Genomic DNA, 16,009 nt, shown 5'->3' with positions numbered 1-16,009 from the left:
GCTTGAGCTTATCGATTTGCGCCTTGAGCTGTTCAATTTCCAGATCTCGCTCGGCCAGGGACGCCCTCGCCTCGAGCAACAGGGCCTTGAGTGCATCGATGTCGTCAGGAAGATCGCTGGCATCAGGCATGCCGCGCAGTTTACGCAGGTCCCGCGTGGTTTACAACATCGACATTGGTTCGGCGGTGCGACGCGGTTGCCTCCAGTCGATGCCCTCAAGCAGCATCGAGAGTTGGGCCTGGGTCAGGTGGATCTTGCCGCTATCGGCCTTCGGCCAGACGAAGCGGCCACGTTCGAGTCGTTTTGCAAGCAGCCACAGCCCGTCGCTGGTAGCCCAGAGAATTTTTATCAGGTCACCTCGACGGCCACGAAAGATAAACACGTCACCGCCATGCGGTTCCTCCTGAAGGACCGTCTGTACCTTCGCGGCCAGACCCTGGAACCCGGAACGCATGTCGGTCACCCCTGCGGCAATCCAGATGCGTGTGCCCGCCGGCAGGCCGATCATCGCGACAACTCGCGAATCAGCAGCCGCAGTGTGTCTGGCGACACCTCGCCACGAATGCGCAGGCATGCCCGCTCAAACTCAATCTCGAAGACATTTGAGAGCGATTCGCTCGCATTGGGCGTCGCCGCCGGCTCGGTCGCCGCGTCGGCAACGATGTTCACTGGCAACAATGGCGTTGCCTCGCAATCGGATGTCGGCTTCGCATGCTCCGGCAACGTCGGCAAACCGTATGCACCTTCAAGGTATTGCCGCCGCCACTTGAACAGAAGGTTGGCGTTGATGTCGTTCTGACGAGCGATCAACGCTACTGACGCCCCCGGCTCAAAGGATTCCTCGACCAGTTGCCGCTTGAAATCGGTCCGGAAATTAGGCCGCTTGTACGCACCGTCGGCCGTGCGCGCCCTCAATGTATTGTCCAATTTGGTGCCCGCAATAATTTGGTGGACACCAAATTACCCGGACACTCAATCCGCCGTCCAGAACGGCACTCACGAGTTGCTNGCTCCGGCAACGTCGGCAAACCGTATGCACCTTCAAGGTATTGCCGCCGCCACTTGAACAGAAGGTTGGCGTTGATGTCGTTCTGACGAGCGATCAACGCTACTGACGCCCCCGGCTCAAAGGATTCCTCGACCAGTTGCCGCTTGAAATCGGTCCGGAAATTAGGCCGCTTGTACGCACCGTCGGCCGTGCGCGCCCTCAATGTATTGTCCAATTTGGTGCCCGCAATAATTTGGTGGACACCAAATTACCCGGACACTCAATCCGCCGTCCAGAACGGCACTCACGAGTTGCTTACTCTCGGCACTGATCCAATCCGTCATCTCCGACAAGATCGACCTCATCGTTGCGGGCATGACGCCGACGACGAAGCGTGAAGAGGTGATCGACTTCTCGCAGCCGGTGGCGTTTTTTGGCAAAGGGATCATCGTCAATGCTTCGGACAAGAACAACTACCGCACGATTCAAGATCTGAAGGGCACGGTTGTCGGAGCGGGCGTCGGCGAGGAAACCTCAGATGAACTGATGAAGCTTGGCATCTTCAAGGAGGTCAAGCTGTACAACACGGGGTCCGATATGGCGCGCGATGTCGCGTTAGGCCGTATTGCGGCAGCGTTCAACGACTATCCAGTCTGGAAGGCGCAGGAAGCGGCGGGCACGCTGCAGGGCTGTCGGGTTGTGGATGGGTTTACGCCGCTGCGGAAGGTGCCCATTGCATTTGGTGTGAAGAAGGGAAATGCTGCGTTGCTTGCGAAGATCAACGATGGGTTGGCAAAAATCAAGGCGGATGGAACGCTGGACGGCATCCTGAAAAAATGGAACTTCGGTGGTTGACACGAGGACGTCCGATCGATTCTTGCAGGGGTGGATCGCGACGTATTTCTGGCTGGATCCTGCGTCAGCCGCGACCCGGCCAGAAGGGCGTTCGTGAGTATGGCCGATAGGTAAGGAGACGGCCCGGTGTGCGCAAGTATCCGAGCGTAGCGTGCGAGCCGATCGGTGCTCGGCGGCTACGACGAAGATCGACGCCGGGTAATGCAGTGGAGCGATTATTAGAAAGGCAAATCATGCGTTGGAGCGACGTAGTCGAATTTGTCCCGATCGTGCTTCAGGGGGCCGGGATGACGATCTTCATCACCGTTAGCTGTCTGATTCTAAGTACCGTGCTCGGTCTCGTTTGGGCGCTCCTGAAGATGTCACGGCATGCGCCGGTCAGGCGCGCGGCCACCACGTTGATCAACCTCGTCCGTGGGCTGCCGATGATCGTACTGCTGTTCTACATTTACTTCGTATTTCCCTCGATCCATCTGCAGATGAGCGCGCTGCAAGCGAGCATCGTGGGGCTCGCCTTCGGATATTCCACGTATGTCGCCGAAATCATCCGGTCGGGCATCGAATCGGTGGATCAAGGTCAATACGAAGCCGCGCAATCGATCGGGATGGGCCGCATCAAGACCATGACCCGGGTGATTCTTCCCCAAGCGATTAAGGTTGCGCTGCCGCCCTACAGCAACACACTTGTGTCGATGCTCAAGGACTCGTCTCTCGCATCGACGATCACTGTCTCCGAGATGACGCGTCAAGGATCGCTGATCGCAGCCGCCACGTTCCAGAACCTGGAGGTCTACACACTTGTGGCGGCCGGATATCTCGCGATGAGCCTTCCGTTGATGAGTTTGACCAGGACGCTCGAACGGCGCTTCGGGAAACACAAGGTGAAGTGAGGCTGCAATGATCGAAATCACGAACGTCCATAAAAGCTTCGGCGACGTGCCGGTGCTCAAAGGCATTACGTTGAAGGTGGCTGAGGGCGAGGTCGTTTGTCTGATCGGCGCATCGGGTTCAGGGAAGTCGACGCTGCTTCGATGCATCAACGCACTCGAGTCCTACGATTCGGGCGAGATCAAACTGCTGGATCAAGTCGTCGAGCAGCGCTCTCGCCATATCAATCAGCTGCGCACCCAGGTCGGGATGGTCTTCCAACGCTTCAATCTGTTCCCACACCGTACTGCGGTCGAGAACGTAATGGAGGGGCCGGTACACGTGAAGCGCGAGCCGGTCGGGCAGGCACGGCGCGAGGCAATCGAGTTGCTGCACAAGGTCGGCCTCGGCCAGAAAATCGACGCGTATCCGCATCAGCTCTCGGGGGGCCAACAGCAACGCGTCGCGATCGCGCGGTCGCTCGCAATGAAGCCTAAGGCCATCCTGTTCGACGAGCCGACCTCCGCCCTTGACCCGGAACTCGTGGGCGAGGTGCTGAGTGTCATGCGCACGTTGGCGCGCGAAGGGATGACGATGCTCGTCGTCACGCATGAGATGGGGTTCGCCCGCGAAGTGGCCGATCGTGTCTGCTTTCTGCATGCGGGCCTCATCATCGAGGAGGGTAGTGCGAAAGAAGTGCTCGGCTCGCCGCGGGAAGCGCGTACGCGAGAATTTTTGCGCCATGTGCTGACACACCACATCGAAGATCCGCACGCCCACAACGGGAGCGCGCCGTCTTGCACCGCGAGAACTGCCGTGAACCCCCTCAAAAGCGCATGAAACTGCGCTTTGGACCTCCCAATTCAGCATAGGCGCAAAGCCGTTGCTGATTTAATTGCAACTAGATAAACGAACCATCACCCGCTAGATCCGTAGGAGCAAAAGTGACCGTAGCATTCGTATTGCACCGTGCCGACGGCGCGCCTGTTTCAACCACCTTCCGGAGAGCGGCATTCGGCACCAACGACCCGTTCGCGCAACATCGGGAGATTGCTTGGGAAGGACCCGACTCGATGGCCGCGGGCCGTGTGAGCTTTATTGGCGAGCTCGACGTAGCGGCCTTTCCGCACACCGAGACCATCGTCGTTGTCGAAGGCAGGCTCACGCTGGAAGCGGCCGGAATGGCGCCGTTGGTACTCGGCCCGCAAGCGGGCGTGGTGATCGGTGGCGGCACCACGCTTCGCGTCAGGGCCGAATCACGCACGGTTTTCGTGTCCTGTGTGGCGCTTTACAACGGCCCCACGAAGAGCGGCCTGTTCCCCTTGCGCGTCGACGCTGACTTCAAGCCGTCCGCAACACTACCGGCTGAGGTGCTGCTGGGTCCCGCCCCGCAATGCCGAAGTGACAACGTATTCACCGATGAAAGCGCGGGGTACCGCGCGGGTACGTGGGATTCGACGCCTTACCATCGGATCGTTCGCCCGCATCGCGTGAACGAGTTCATGCATCTCGTGGACGGGAAGGTGCGGTTCGCGGCGCCTGATGGCAGCGTGCTGTCGCTTGGCACCGGCGACGCGATTTTTGTGCCTCAGGGCGCGCCGATCGGATGGGAGAGCAGCGAGCGCGTAGCGAAATTCTACGTGACGCAGAACATTCAGACTTCCACCGAGCGAGGCTGATCATGTCGCCCCCGCTGCAGCAGATTCAAACTTCGCCCACGCTGCCAGCCGCCGCCGACGTGGTGGTGATCGGCGGCGGCATCATTGGCGTCTTTGCCGCCTACTACCTGGCCCGGCGCGGGGTTTCAGTCGCGCTGGTCGAGAAGGGCAGAATCGGCGCCGAGCAGTCGAGCCGCAATTGGGGCTGGTGCCGGCAGCAGAACCGTGACGCGCGCGAATTGCCGATGGCGAGCAAGAGCCTCGACCTTTGGGAACGATTTGCGATCGAAACGGGCGAAGACACGGGCTTTCATCGGTGCGGGCTGCTGTACCTCAGCAATGACGACGCCGAATTGTCCCGTTGGGCCAGTTGGGGCGACTTTGCGAAGACCGCGGGCGTGACAACTTACATGCTCGACAGCCGGCAGGCTACCGAGCGGGGGCGAGTGACCGGGCGAGCCTGGAAAGGCGGCGTCTTTTCGCCGACCGACGGCACGGCCGACCCCGGCAAGGCCGCGCCGGCCGTGGCAACTGCGCTCATGAAGTTAGGCGGCAGTGTCATCCAGGCGTGCGCGGCCCGCGGCCTCGAACTGGAGGGCGGGCGGGTCAGCGGCGTCGTCACGGAAGCCGGCGTGATCAAGACCCGGACCGTGGTGCTTGCGGGTGGCGCCTGGGCGTCGTCGTTCTGCAGACAGCTCGGCATCCGTTTTCCGCAGGCATCGATTCGTCAATCGATCCTCAGCGTCTCTCCCGTGGAACATCGTTTGCCCGATGCGCTGTTCACCTCCGGCGTATCGGTTACTCGCCGAAACGACGGACGCTACGCGCTGGCCATCAGCGGGCGGGCGCGCGTCGATGTGACGAGCCAATTCCTGTGTTTCGCGCCGCAATTCGTGCCGATGTTCGCCGCGCGCTGGCGCAGCCTTCTTCCGGGGGGCCTCGAGGGCGTTCGTGGCGGCCATGAAACGGTGAAGCGGTGGCGGCTCGATGCGCCGACGCCGATGGAGCGAATGCGCATCCTGGATCCGAAGCCCGATCGGGCGACGGTCGCCGAAACGCATCGCCGCGCCATCGAACTGCTGCCCGAACTACGCGACGCGCAGATTACGCATGCATGGGCAGGCTTCGTCGACAGCACGCCGGATGGCGTTCCGGGAATTGGCGAAGTACCGGGCGTACCGGGATTGATCCTGGCAGCGGGCTTTTCAGGGCACGGCTTCGGGATAAGCCCAGGTGCAGGCCACCTGATCGCCGATCTCGCCACCGGTGCCGAGCCCATCGTGGACCCCACACCGTATCGACCGAGCCGATTCGCCTCCTCTGCATGGGGCAAGGTCGCTGATTTTTAGATGGCGCCGGGACGCGGCGCAATGCATTCGTGGCGCCGGCGGCGCCTCGTTGATTCAACTGCGCCAGGGCACCGGGTTGAAGGCTCGCTTCGCAGCTTCCAGGAACACACGCTGACGAATGGTCAGGCCTTGGCGCGTGGGCGTCAGGGCCATGACCGGTGCAGGTTCGAGGTGCCATGCCGGCAAAATGCGCTTCAGTTTCCCCTTTGCGATCAGCCGCGCGCAATCCCATTCGGATCGCGCGACAACGCCGAGTCCGTCGACGGCCCAGCCTCGGACGACGGTGCCGTCGTTCGAAGACAACGCGCTGCTCAAGCGGACCGTCACGCCCTTGCTGATGCGTTTGCCTGCGGCATCGTGCTGAGCAAAACGCAGACGCGTCACATCCTCATCGTTTTCTCGTAAGGTCAGATAAGGGTGCTGGGTCAATTCGGAGGGATGCTTGAGCTTTGACAGCGAACGTGCAAGGCCGGGGCTTGCACAAAGAAGGCGGTCGTTCGGCGCCAGGAAATGTCCCACCCAGGAAGAGCCTTTGATGTGGCCGATCGAGACGACTGCGTCGGCGCCCGACGCAGACGCGAGCGGACTTTCGACCAAAATCAGCGAAATCGCCAGATTGGGGTGTGAGCGATGCAGGTCCCGGACGAGCGGCGCGACATATTCCCTGCCGAATCCGAATGGAGCAACGACGCGCAAATGACCACTTACACCAGCCGACGCCCCGGAGACGCGCGATGGAATGGACTCGATCCGCTCCAGGATGTCGATGGCTTCCTGAACGAGGCGGTGCCCTTCGTCAGTGAGCGAGATGCCTCTCGCTGCGCGCGTCGCAAGACTCACCCCCAGCCGCTCTTCGATGCGCTGAAGACGCACCGTGACCGCGGGCGGCGTCAGGTCCAACAACCTCGCCGCGGCCGCAAGCGATTGCGATACGCCGAGCGCACGCAGCAGCTGCATGTCTTCCAGTTGAAGCATTAACGATCCGTTAACGATGGATTCATTCGAGATTAAACACGATAGAAATAATTTTTCCTATAGTACGTCGCATCGGCTTGCCAACGGCGGTGCGCAGTCAATCTTGCCCCAAGGCTGGCGAGCGCCCTGCACATTCAACGACGTACTCTTCCTTGGAGTGGCCTTGATGGACCGGAACGAACACGGTGCGCAGCAACCCCGGACAATGAACCCCGCCGGGCTGGCAACGCCGGGTGGGCACTACAGTCACGTTTCGATCGCAAATGGTCTCATCTTTGTATCGGGCCAACTTCCGATCGACTCGAGCGGACGAAAACTTGCGGACAGCGCCTTTGAAGACCAAGCCGAGCAGGTTCTGGCGAATCTGGCTTCGGCGCTCGCCGGCGCTGGCAGCGAAATCAGGCAACTGGTCCAGGTCCGTGTCTATATCGTCGATGTCGGGCATTGGGCGAAGTTCAACGAGATCTTTGCGCGTTGGGCCGGCGATGCGAGACCCGCTCGCGCGGTCGTGCCGGTTCCTGCGCTGCATTACGGCCTGAAGATCGAAGTCGAAGCGGTGGCGGCGGTGTAGCCCCGAGCGGGTTGCACTTCAGGCGAAACGGAAACATTCACGAAAGCAGATTAATGAAACACGATTCGTTCTCGAACGGCTCTGCCTCAGCCACGAGTCTTCGGTATCGCAAGTTCACTCCGGCCGACGTATCCGCGGCTCACGTGCTCTCTATGGCACTGGGTTGGCCATATAGACCGGAAGACTGGCAGTTTTCCGCCGAAACGGCGATAGCGTTCGTGGCCGAAGAGCGGGGTGTCGTCATTGGTACTGCGATGTGTTGGAAGTTCGGCGCCGACCGGGCCTCACTCGGTCACGTCATCGTGTCGTCGGCGCACCAGGGCCGGGGTATCGGCCGCAAGCTGATGGAGATCGTCCTCGAAGAGTTAGGGCCACGTATCACATTTCTCCATGCGACGCCGGCCGGTCGGCCGCTCTACGAAAAGCTCGGCTTCAGCGTGTGTGGATCGTTGGAGCAACATCAAGGGAACGCCGGTAAGCCTCTGCCCGTTGAGTTGCTCGATGGTGAGCGACTGCGCACTGGGATCCCCGCCGACTTTCCCGGCCTCGTTGAACTGGCTTCGCGCGCTGCGGGCCTCGAGCGCCATGCGCTTTTGTCCGCCGTGCTCGAGCGCGGGGAAAGCGTCGTACTTGAACGCGATGACGAGATCACCGGATTCTCGGTGTTGCGGCGCTTTGGCCGGGGGCACGTGATCGGCCCGGTAGTCGCGCTTCGTTCTCGTGACGACGCGCGTGCAAAAGCCTTGATCGGCTACTGGCTGACCGGACGAGAGGGCGAATTCATCCGTATCGACGTGCCCTCGGAAACAGGTTTGAGCGATTGGCTGAGCGAACAGGGACTGCAGCGTGTGGACATCTGCTCGAAGATGGTTCTCAATGGGCCTGCCCACGAACACATTGACGCACCCGATCCCGTTTGCCGCTTGTACGCACTAGTCAGTCAAGCCATGCTTTAGACGCTCGTTACGGACCGGCCTATTTGCCGCTTGCACGCATGGTCTCGGGTATGAGCACGCGCCCGGCCGCTTTGGAGTTTGTAATGCATTTCGGTTCTTACTGGCTCGATACGTCCGAGCCATTCGTCAGCAACTCGCCTGACATGGACGGCGGAAAGTGCGACGTGGTCGTGGTGGGTGGAGGGATCACCGGCTCGGCGGCGGCCTTGGCACTCACCAAAAAAGGCGCGCGCGTCATCGTCTGCGAAGCAGGGACCGTGGGACAGGCCGCGTCGGGCCGCAATGGCGGCATGTGCAACAACGGCTTCGCGCAGGATTACGCTTCACTCTCGCAGCGGATCGGCACGGAGCTGGCCAACCGGCTCTATCTCGCGTTCGACGCGGGTGTCGACACGGTTGAGCGGTTGGTCAGGGAGGAGTCGATCGATTGCGACTTCATTCGCAGGGGAAAGCTCAAACTCGCGGCGAAACCGGAGCACTTCGATAAGCTCGCGCGAAGTCAGGCGCTGCTGGCCGCAAGTGTGGACCCCGATACGCGCCTTGTCGCCAAGGCAGAGCTTCGTGACGAAATCGGCTCGGACCGTTATCACGGCGGGTTGATCTTCAAGAAAAGCGCGGGGATGCACGTCGGTCGTTATGTTCGTGGTCTCGCGAAAGCTGCGCAAGCGCGTGGCGCCCATGTTCTGGAACAGGCGCCGGTACTGCGATTGCAGCGGGATTCTGGGGGCGCCTATATCGTGCGGACGCCGCGCGGAGAGATCCGCGCACCGCAGGTGCTCCTGGCGAGCGGCATCTCGCAGGTGGGACCGTTCGCGTGGGTTCGGCGAAGAATCGTGCCGGTCGGGGCGTTCATCATCGTCACTGAGCCTTTGCCGGAGGACCTGCTCGAACGGTTGCTGCCCACGCGCCGGATGGCGACCGACACCAGGCACTTCGTCAATTTCTTTCGTGTAACGCCCGATAACCGGATGCTCTTTGGCGGACGCGCACGTTTCGCGACATCGAACCCGCGCTCCGACGAAAAGAGCGGGCTGATCTTGCGACAGCAGATGGCCACGGTGTTCCCCGAATTGGCGAACGCGCGCATCGACTATTGCTGGGGCGGCATGGTCGACATGACCGCCAACCGCCTGCCGCGCGCGGGCCAGCGTGACGGTGTCTATTACTCGATGGGCTATAGCGGCCATGGCACGCACATGGCCACGTTGATGGGCACGCTGATGGCGGAGATCATGGACGGACGCGTCGATCTGAACCCGTGGAAAGACTTCGACTGGCCTGCCATCCCCGGCCACTTTGGCAAGCCGTGGTTTTTGCCATTCGTTGGGGCATGGTATCGAATCAAGGACACGCTGCAATGACTTTACCTGTTCAGCACCTGATGCAAGCGGGACGGCTCGACCGGTTTTACATCGACGGCGAGTGGACTGCCCCCGATGGCAGCGATCGAATCGCCGTTATCTCGCCGTCCACCGAGGACGCAGTCTGCGAGATCGCACTTGGCAACGCGCGCGACGCCGAGCGGGCAGTGCTCGCCGCGCGTAAGGCTTTCGCAGGTTGGTCGGCAAGTTCGCCGCAAGACCGTGCCGCGCTGCTCGACCGGGTTCATACGCTGATGTTGGAGCGCGCCGAACTGTTCGCAGCTGCGTTGTCAACGGAAATGGGCGCGCCCATCAGATATGCGCGCGCCGCACATGTGCCGCTCGCGGCCGAACATGTCCGGGTCGCGCGCGACAATCTGGCTAGCTACCCGTTCCGGATTCAGCGGGGTACGACCGCGGTCGTTCGCGAGCCGATCGGCGTCTGCGCGCTGATCACGCCCTGGAACTGGCCGATCTATCAGATTACGGCGAAGGTCGGCCCGGCACTCGCAGCCGGCTGCACGGTGGTGCTGAAACCTAGTGAGCTCTCGCCGCTGAGCGCCTTGCTGTTTGCTGAAGTCATCGCGGACGCTGGCGTTCCGGCGGGCGTATTCAACCTCGTGAGCGGCAGCGGACCGGAGGTCGGGACGTTGCTGGCGTCACACTCGCAAGTCGATATGGTGTCGATCACCGGCTCGACGCGTGCGGGCGTCCTGGTTGCGCAGGCAGCTGCGCCGACGGTCAAACGCGTGGCGCAGGAGCTCGGCGGCAAGTCGCCGAACGTCGTGCTACCCGATGCCGATCTGCCGCGTGCCGCCTCGCTCGGCGTTGCTGCAGCGTTTCGGAACATGGGTCAGTCGTGTAGCGCGCCGACGCGGATGATCGTGCCGCGCGACGTGTTGCGGCGGGTCGAAGCGTTGGCCGTCGCGGCAACGGAACAGATGATCGTTGGCGATCCGTTCGCCGATGCGACGACACACGGTCCGTTGGCCAATCGTGCGCAGTTCGGCAGGGTGCAGGAGATGATCGAAGCCGGCATCGACGAACGCGCTCTGCTGCTCGTCGGTGGACCAGGGAGGCCGGCCGGCCTGAGCAGGGGGTTCTTCGCACAGCCGACGATCTTTTCCGAAGTGGGTACAAAGATGAGGATTGCTCAGGAGGAGATCTTCGGCCCGGTCCTTGCCATCCTTCCCTACGACTCGGTCGAAGAAGCTATCTCGATCGCGAACGACACGGTTTATGGGCTCGGCGCGCATGTTCAAGGCGCAGACAAGGCACTGTTGCAAGCGGTCGCAGCGCGCATTCGTTCAGGCCAGGTGCATCTGAACTATCCGGCTTGGGACCCGCAAGCGCCATTCGGCGGGTACAAGCAGTCCGGCAATGGTCGAGAGTACGGGATAGAAGGCATGGAAGAGTACATGGAAGTGAAGTCGATCCTCGGGTTCTACGATTGAAACGGGCTGCGATACCCGACGCGATAACACGCCAGCGTCGACTCTATTCGCTTTCTAAAGGTGCCGAAATTGAATGCCTCCGCAACGGTCGAGACTTTGTTGGACGCGCATCATGCGCATTGGGCGAAGTTGCGACGCGACCTGCATGCCCATCCCGAACTGCGATTCGAAGAACACAGGACGGCAGACGTCGTCGCACGTGAGCTCGAATCGCTCGGCTATGCAGTGTTGCGCGGGCTGGGCGGGACGGGCGTGGTCGCGAGCCTGCCCGGCGCCGACCCGGACCGTGGCATCGTGCTGCGCGCGGACCTCGATGCGTTGCCGATCCAGGAGGCCAATCACTTCGCGCACGCCTCGTGTGCGAACGGAGTCATGCATGCCTGCGGACACGACGGGCATACCGTGATGCTGCTGGGCGCCGCCCGTGTCCTGAAGCAATTGCCGCAGTTGCCCGGCACGGTTCATTTCGTGTTTCAGCCTGGCGAGGAAGGGGGCGCGGGCGCACGGAGGATGATCGATGACGGCCTGTTCGAGCGATGCCCGACGGAAGCGGTATTCGGCATGCACAACTGGCCGGGTTTGCCGTCCGGGCATTTCGGATTGCGCACCGGCCCGATCATGGCCGCCGGGTCCCGATTCAGAATCACGGTAACAGGCAAGGGGGCGCATGCGGCTCAACCTCACCTGGGTCTCGACCCGATACCGCTCGCCTGTTCGATGGTGCTCCAATGTCAGACCATCGCGGCGCGGCATAAGGATCCTGTCGATCCGGCTGTGGTTTCGGTCTGCATGTTCCGCGCAGGCGATACAGACAACGTCATTCCGGACAGCGTCGAGTTGCGCGGCACGATTCGCACGCTCTCGTCGACTTTGCAACAAAGGCTGCAGCGCGACATCGAGCTGATGTGCCAAGGACTGGCCTCGGCCTATGGCGCGCAAGTCGAGGTGACGTTTTTCCAATACTACCCGGCAACGATCAACACGCCGACCGAGACCGCGCTCTGTGAAACGGTTATTCGCGAGACGTTCAGCAGCGAGCGCCTCGACAATCACATTCCTTCGAACATGACATCGGAAGATTTCGGCTTCATGCTCGAAGAACGGCCGGGCGCTTATGTGCTGATCGGTAACGCTACGCCGGGCGCGGCCGCCCGATCGCTACATCACCCGAAGTACGACTTCAACGACGACATCATTCCGGTCGGCGTCCGATATTGGGTTGCTTTGGCGCAGCATTATTTCGGTGCGGTGTAGCGCCTGGCACTCTTTCGCAAATGACCGCGACGTCCGATTTGCTTGATACAGGTCTCGAGCAGATTCAGCGATTCTGTCAGCGCTTCGCAGTCCATATGCCCATATCCGAGCAGAAAACCGCGCGCATTGGGTTCGAGCATCGTGAAATCGCGAACGTCGTCGAACACGACGCCCTTCGATCGCAGGGCGGCTCGCAGATCACAGTCGAACGCGTCGTTCTCTCCTGACACGACCACATGCAGGCCTCCCTCGTCGCCCCTTAGGGTGACCATGTCTGCGTATGGGGTCAGCCTTTCGCGTATGGCATCGCGCATCGCCCCATAATGCCGCCGCACCCTGCGCAAATGCCGCTCCAGTTCGCCCGATACGAGCAACATTTCGACTATCTTCTGCACGGGCCACGATACGTGCGTGCGCTCGCGTTCGACGCGCGCAACCAGCGCGGCGGCTGCGCCCGGCGGGGCGACGATGAACCCGAGCCGAAGGGAAGGGCTGACCGCCTTCGCGAAGGTATTGAGCATCAGCGTGCTTTCCGGCGCATGGCTGAAGATCGGCGGATGATTCGTTCCTGCGTAATGGAACTCGCAGTCGTATTCGTTCTCGAGCATCAGCATCCCGCGCGTGCGCGCGAGTTCGACCAGCGCCCGGCGCCTTGGCCCCGACAGATGTCCCCCCATCGGGTACTGATGGGCCGGAGTGAGATGAACGAGGGCAGGGACCGCGTCGTCTTCGACAATCCGGTCGACGACCACGCCTTCCGCGTCCACGGGCACGTAGCGCAACGATGCACCCGATCGCAGGAACGCCGATATAGCGCCGGCGTAGCCCGGGTCCTCTGTTGCGCACAAGTCGCCGCGACGCAATAGCGCCTGGGCGACCAGCTGAAGCGCATGGCTCGTGCCGTGCGTAATGACGATCTGCTCAGGATCGACGTTGACCGATCGGTGTTCGAATAGCCATTTACCGATCGCGCGCCTGAGCCCCGGCTCCCCGCCGGGATCGCCATAGCCTTCTGGCGGCAACTTCCGTCCCACTTCGCGGCAGGCATTGCGCCATACATCGAGTGGCAAGGTCCGGGCGCTCGACTGTCCGGGACGCCAGTCGAGGCGCGTACTCGCCGCTCGTTCAGGTGCAGCTTGTGCATCGGCGGACATACGCCGCAGCAGCGATGGCGTCCAACTCGCCCTCATCGCCGCCCCTCGGACTGCGGGTACGTTGGCGACGACAAATGTGCCGTGACGCCCGCGCCCATCAACAATGCCTTCGGCGATCAACTCTTCATAGGCGTCGACGACACAGTTGCGCGCCACCGCCAGTTGCGCAGCAAGTTCGCGGCTAGGCGGCAACCGCGCGCGGGCCGGCAGCGCGTGGCTGACGATCTTTTCGCGCAGTTGCCGTGCAATCTGCCGGAAAATCGGCACTCCCGAGTCTCGGTCCAGTTCCAGGGCGATCAGCGCCGGCAGCGCCTGCCTGGACGAATGGTTCACAACCATAAATGATCCAAACTGATCCGGCTTTGGTTCTTAAAAATTCTGTGTAAATCGGCAGAATTGACGAACCAACAATATCACGGGATCGCCATGCGCATCCGCATCATCACCGACGACTTTACGAGTGCGCTCGACGGGACGGCCTGCTTCGCCGAGCGCGGCTGGGAGACAGCCGTGCTCGTCCGCCCCGACAGCACCGCGACGGGCGCGGTCGTCAGCTTCGACACCGCTTCCCGCGAATACCCGCCGGCGCTCGACCACGACGCTGTCGCAACGGCCGCGCGCGCGTGGCGCGACGCCGACGTACTTGTCCTTCAGTTCGATTCGACGCTGCGTGGCCGAGTCGCGCGCGATTGCGTGACAGCGCTTGCCTCCTCCGGTCGGCGCAAGCTGCTCGTCGCGCCGGCGTTTCCGTCGGCCGGGCGTACAGTCGAGGAGGGATGCGTACGGGTAGACGGGGTGCCCGTGCACGAAACAGCATTCCGACACGATCCCGCGCTTCCAGTGTGCGAATCCAGCATCCCGGCATTGTTTCGCCCGCATCGCATCGAGATGAAGGTCGCGCGCGACGCGGCGCACGCCCGCGCGCTGCTGAACGTGGACGACGCCGTGGTGGTCGATGCGCGCACCGAAGCGGACCTCGACTCAATCGTGACGACATTTGCGAGGCAGCCCGATCTGCTGCTCGCGGGTTCGACGGGGCTGCTGCGTGGACTCGCACGCGGGCTCCCGGGCGCTCGTGGTGCGGCGGACGTTCGCGATCGCCGGCCCGATGACGCAGTCGCGTCTGCACTGTCTGCCGGTCGGCCGTGGCTTGTCGTGGGCAGCCTGAATCCACGATCGCGGCGGCAACTTGCCGTCGCTCAAGCGCAATGCCGAATAGACGTGCTGGCCACAGAGGAAGCGCGTTCGCCGATCAGCGGCGTGCCGCAAGCGGCATTGCGCGAAGTCGTGACGCACGCGGTGAATGCCGTTAACAGCGGCGCCTGCGGCGGGCTCGTTGTGACCGGCGGGGAAACCGCGCGGCGCATCATCGACGCGCTGCCGGCAGTGTCGTTGCGCGTGTGCCGCGAAATCATGCCGGGCGTGCCATTAGCCGAAGTTCAAACCGCGAAGGGTCGATTTCCCTTGATCACGAAAGCCGGTGGTTTCGGAGACGACGACGCCTTGGTGACTTGCATCCGCACACTGACCGGGGCAAAACCATGAAGCAGAAACCAATAGCCGTCACGATGGGGGACGCCGCAGGCATCGGGCCGGAGATCATCGTCAAGACATTTGCCAACGCCGCGTTCATTGCCGAGCACCCGTCGTTCGTGATCGGTGATACGGGTGTGTTACGACGCCAAGCCACGGCACTCCGCCTGGAGCTGGCGATACGAGAGGTCACCTCAGTCGCCGAAATCGCACCGCAGCCGGGCGTGCTCGATGTCTTGCGGGTGCCTGGCGCGAACGCACTACCGCCCGATTTGCCCGTTGGCGCAGTGAATGCCGCTGCCGGTCAGGCCGCATTCGGCGCGATCCGTACAGCAATCGATCTCGCAGTTCGGGACGAGATCGCCGGCATCTGCACGGCGCCGATCCACAAGGAAGCGCTCGCCGCCGCAAATGTGCCTTACGCGGGTCACACGGAAATGCTCGCCGACCTCTCGGGCACGCGTGACTACGCGATGATGCTCGTCAACCCGACGCTGCGTACGATCCTCGTGACGGTTCACTGCTCGATGCTCGATGCTGTCGCGAACTTGTCCGTCGAAAGCGAACTGCGCATCATCGGGCTCGCTGATCGCGCGATGCGTGAGTTAGGCATCGAGCGTCCCCGCGTAGCGGTCGCTGGCATTAACCCGCACGCGGGTGAAGGAGGCCTTTTCGGGCGCGAGGATATCGACATCATCGCGCCTGCAATCGAACTTGCGCGGAACGAAGGCATCGACGCCAGCGGCCCGTGGCCCGGCGACACTGTGTTCATGAACGCCCGCCGCGGCCGCTTCGACATTGTGGTAGCGCAGTATCACGACCAGGGCCTCATACCGGTCAAGCTCGCCGGCGTGGAGGACGGCGTGAACATCACCGTCGGCCTGCCTTTCGTGCGTACGAGCCCCGACCACGGCACGGCCTTCGACATTGCAGGACAGGGCATTGCCGATCCAGCGAGCCTACAGGTCGCTCTCCAGACCGCTCACCAGTTCGTCCAGTCGCGGGCGAAGCCCCCATTGTCTACCGGAGCTTGA

Annotated in this window: 17 protein-coding genes; 12 read left to right on the top strand and 5 right to left on the bottom strand. The window is 62.2% G+C overall.

What is annotated here, in order from left to right; genetic code table 11:
* Positions 1-160: 160 nt before the first annotated feature.
* Genes tnpB through GCT13_RS51450 form a run of 3 tightly spaced genes read right to left on the bottom strand, consistent with a single transcriptional unit; the run spans position 161 to position 1,211 of the window.
* Positions 161-508: an IS66 family insertion sequence element accessory protein TnpB gene (gene tnpB / locus GCT13_RS39815; RefSeq protein ID WP_152767393.1), complete on the bottom strand. Its 348-nt coding sequence runs from the start codon at positions 506-508 to the stop codon at positions 161-163.
* Positions 505-927, bottom strand: a complete 423-nt coding sequence (tnpA, locus tag GCT13_RS39810) for an IS66-like element accessory protein TnpA (protein WP_152767392.1) — start codon at positions 925-927, stop codon at positions 505-507. Before tnpA ends, tnpB begins: the two co-directional genes overlap by 4 nt.
* Positions 912-1,211, bottom strand: coding sequence for a transposase (locus GCT13_RS51450; protein ID WP_227747248.1), 300 nt, complete (start codon positions 1,209-1,211; stop codon positions 912-914). The genes tnpA and GCT13_RS51450 overlap by 16 nt, the downstream gene beginning before the upstream one ends.
* A gap of 44 nt (positions 1,212-1,255) precedes the next feature.
* Here GCT13_RS51450 and GCT13_RS39800 point away from each other — a divergent pair, with 44 nt between their 5' ends.
* The 5 genes from GCT13_RS39800 to GCT13_RS39780 all read left to right on the top strand — a co-directional run bounded on the left by GCT13_RS39800 (position 1,256) and on the right by GCT13_RS39780 (position 5,717).
* Positions 1,256-1,843, top strand: coding sequence for an ABC transporter substrate-binding protein (locus tag GCT13_RS39800; RefSeq protein WP_321574924.1), 588 nt, complete (start codon positions 1,256-1,258; stop codon positions 1,841-1,843).
* A gap of 233 nt (positions 1,844-2,076) precedes the next feature.
* On the top strand, positions 2,077-2,733 hold the full coding sequence (locus tag GCT13_RS39795) for an amino acid ABC transporter permease (RefSeq protein WP_152767398.1): 657 nt from the start codon (positions 2,077-2,079) through the stop codon (positions 2,731-2,733).
* 7 nt (positions 2,734-2,740) lie between these two features.
* Complete coding sequence (locus GCT13_RS39790) at positions 2,741-3,550, top strand: amino acid ABC transporter ATP-binding protein (protein ID WP_152767390.1); 810 nt, start codon at positions 2,741-2,743, stop codon at positions 3,548-3,550.
* Positions 3,551-3,654: 104 nt separating this feature from the next.
* Positions 3,655-4,389, top strand: a complete 735-nt coding sequence (locus GCT13_RS39785; protein WP_321574923.1) for a cupin domain-containing protein — start codon at positions 3,655-3,657, stop codon at positions 4,387-4,389.
* Between the two features lie 2 nt (positions 4,390-4,391).
* Positions 4,392-5,717: an NAD(P)/FAD-dependent oxidoreductase gene (locus GCT13_RS39780; protein ID WP_152767388.1), complete on the top strand. Its 1,326-nt coding sequence runs from the start codon at positions 4,392-4,394 to the stop codon at positions 5,715-5,717.
* Positions 5,718-5,771: 54 nt separating this feature from the next.
* Here the strand turns inward: GCT13_RS39780 and GCT13_RS39775 are convergent, their stop codons facing one another.
* A complete protein-coding gene (locus tag GCT13_RS39775; protein WP_152767387.1) occupies positions 5,772-6,692 on the bottom strand; it encodes a LysR substrate-binding domain-containing protein in 921 nt (306 codons plus the stop codon).
* A gap of 166 nt (positions 6,693-6,858) precedes the next feature.
* Between GCT13_RS39775 and GCT13_RS39770 the strand changes: the two genes are divergently transcribed.
* The 5 genes from GCT13_RS39770 to GCT13_RS39750 all read left to right on the top strand — a co-directional run bounded on the left by GCT13_RS39770 (position 6,859) and on the right by GCT13_RS39750 (position 12,288).
* Positions 6,859-7,263, top strand: coding sequence for a RidA family protein (locus GCT13_RS39770; RefSeq protein ID WP_152767397.1), 405 nt, complete (start codon positions 6,859-6,861; stop codon positions 7,261-7,263).
* 53 nt (positions 7,264-7,316) lie between these two features.
* A complete protein-coding gene (locus GCT13_RS39765) occupies positions 7,317-8,219 on the top strand; it encodes a GNAT family N-acetyltransferase (protein ID WP_152767386.1) in 903 nt (300 codons plus the stop codon).
* An 83-nt stretch (positions 8,220-8,302) separates the two neighbouring features.
* Entirely contained in the window at positions 8,303-9,580 is a 1,278-nt protein-coding gene (locus tag GCT13_RS39760) for an NAD(P)/FAD-dependent oxidoreductase (RefSeq protein WP_152767396.1), read from the top strand.
* Positions 9,577-11,034, top strand: a complete 1,458-nt coding sequence (locus tag GCT13_RS39755; RefSeq protein WP_152767385.1) for an aldehyde dehydrogenase family protein — start codon at positions 9,577-9,579, stop codon at positions 11,032-11,034. The genes GCT13_RS39760 and GCT13_RS39755 overlap by 4 nt, the downstream gene beginning before the upstream one ends.
* Before the next feature lie 69 nt (positions 11,035-11,103).
* Positions 11,104-12,288 carry a M20 aminoacylase family protein gene (locus tag GCT13_RS39750; RefSeq protein WP_152767384.1) on the top strand — a complete coding sequence of 395 codons (1,185 nt, stop codon included), beginning with the start codon at positions 11,104-11,106 and terminating at the stop codon, positions 12,286-12,288.
* Here GCT13_RS39750 and pdxR read toward each other — a convergent pair.
* A complete protein-coding gene (pdxR, locus tag GCT13_RS39745; RefSeq protein ID WP_152767383.1) occupies positions 12,270-13,781 on the bottom strand; it encodes a MocR-like pyridoxine biosynthesis transcription factor PdxR in 1,512 nt (503 codons plus the stop codon). The two genes, GCT13_RS39750 and pdxR, sit on opposite strands and share 19 nt — an antisense overlap.
* Positions 13,782-13,868: 87 nt before the next feature.
* Between pdxR and GCT13_RS39740 the strand changes: the two genes are divergently transcribed.
* Both GCT13_RS39740 and pdxA read left to right on the top strand, forming a co-directional pair.
* Complete coding sequence (locus GCT13_RS39740) at positions 13,869-14,987, top strand: four-carbon acid sugar kinase family protein (protein ID WP_152767382.1); 1,119 nt, start codon at positions 13,869-13,871, stop codon at positions 14,985-14,987.
* Positions 14,984-16,009: a 4-hydroxythreonine-4-phosphate dehydrogenase PdxA gene (pdxA, locus tag GCT13_RS48790; RefSeq protein ID WP_193727886.1), complete on the top strand. Its 1,026-nt coding sequence runs from the start codon at positions 14,984-14,986 to the stop codon at positions 16,007-16,009. The genes GCT13_RS39740 and pdxA overlap by 4 nt, the downstream gene beginning before the upstream one ends.

Origin of the sequence: Paraburkholderia franconis (assembly GCF_009362735.1) — a bacterium.
Classification (GTDB): Bacteria; Pseudomonadota; Gammaproteobacteria; order Burkholderiales; family Burkholderiaceae; genus Paraburkholderia; species Paraburkholderia franconis.
The sequence above is the reverse complement of the archived record's forward strand: the minus strand, read 5'-3'. Positions and strand labels throughout refer to the sequence as shown.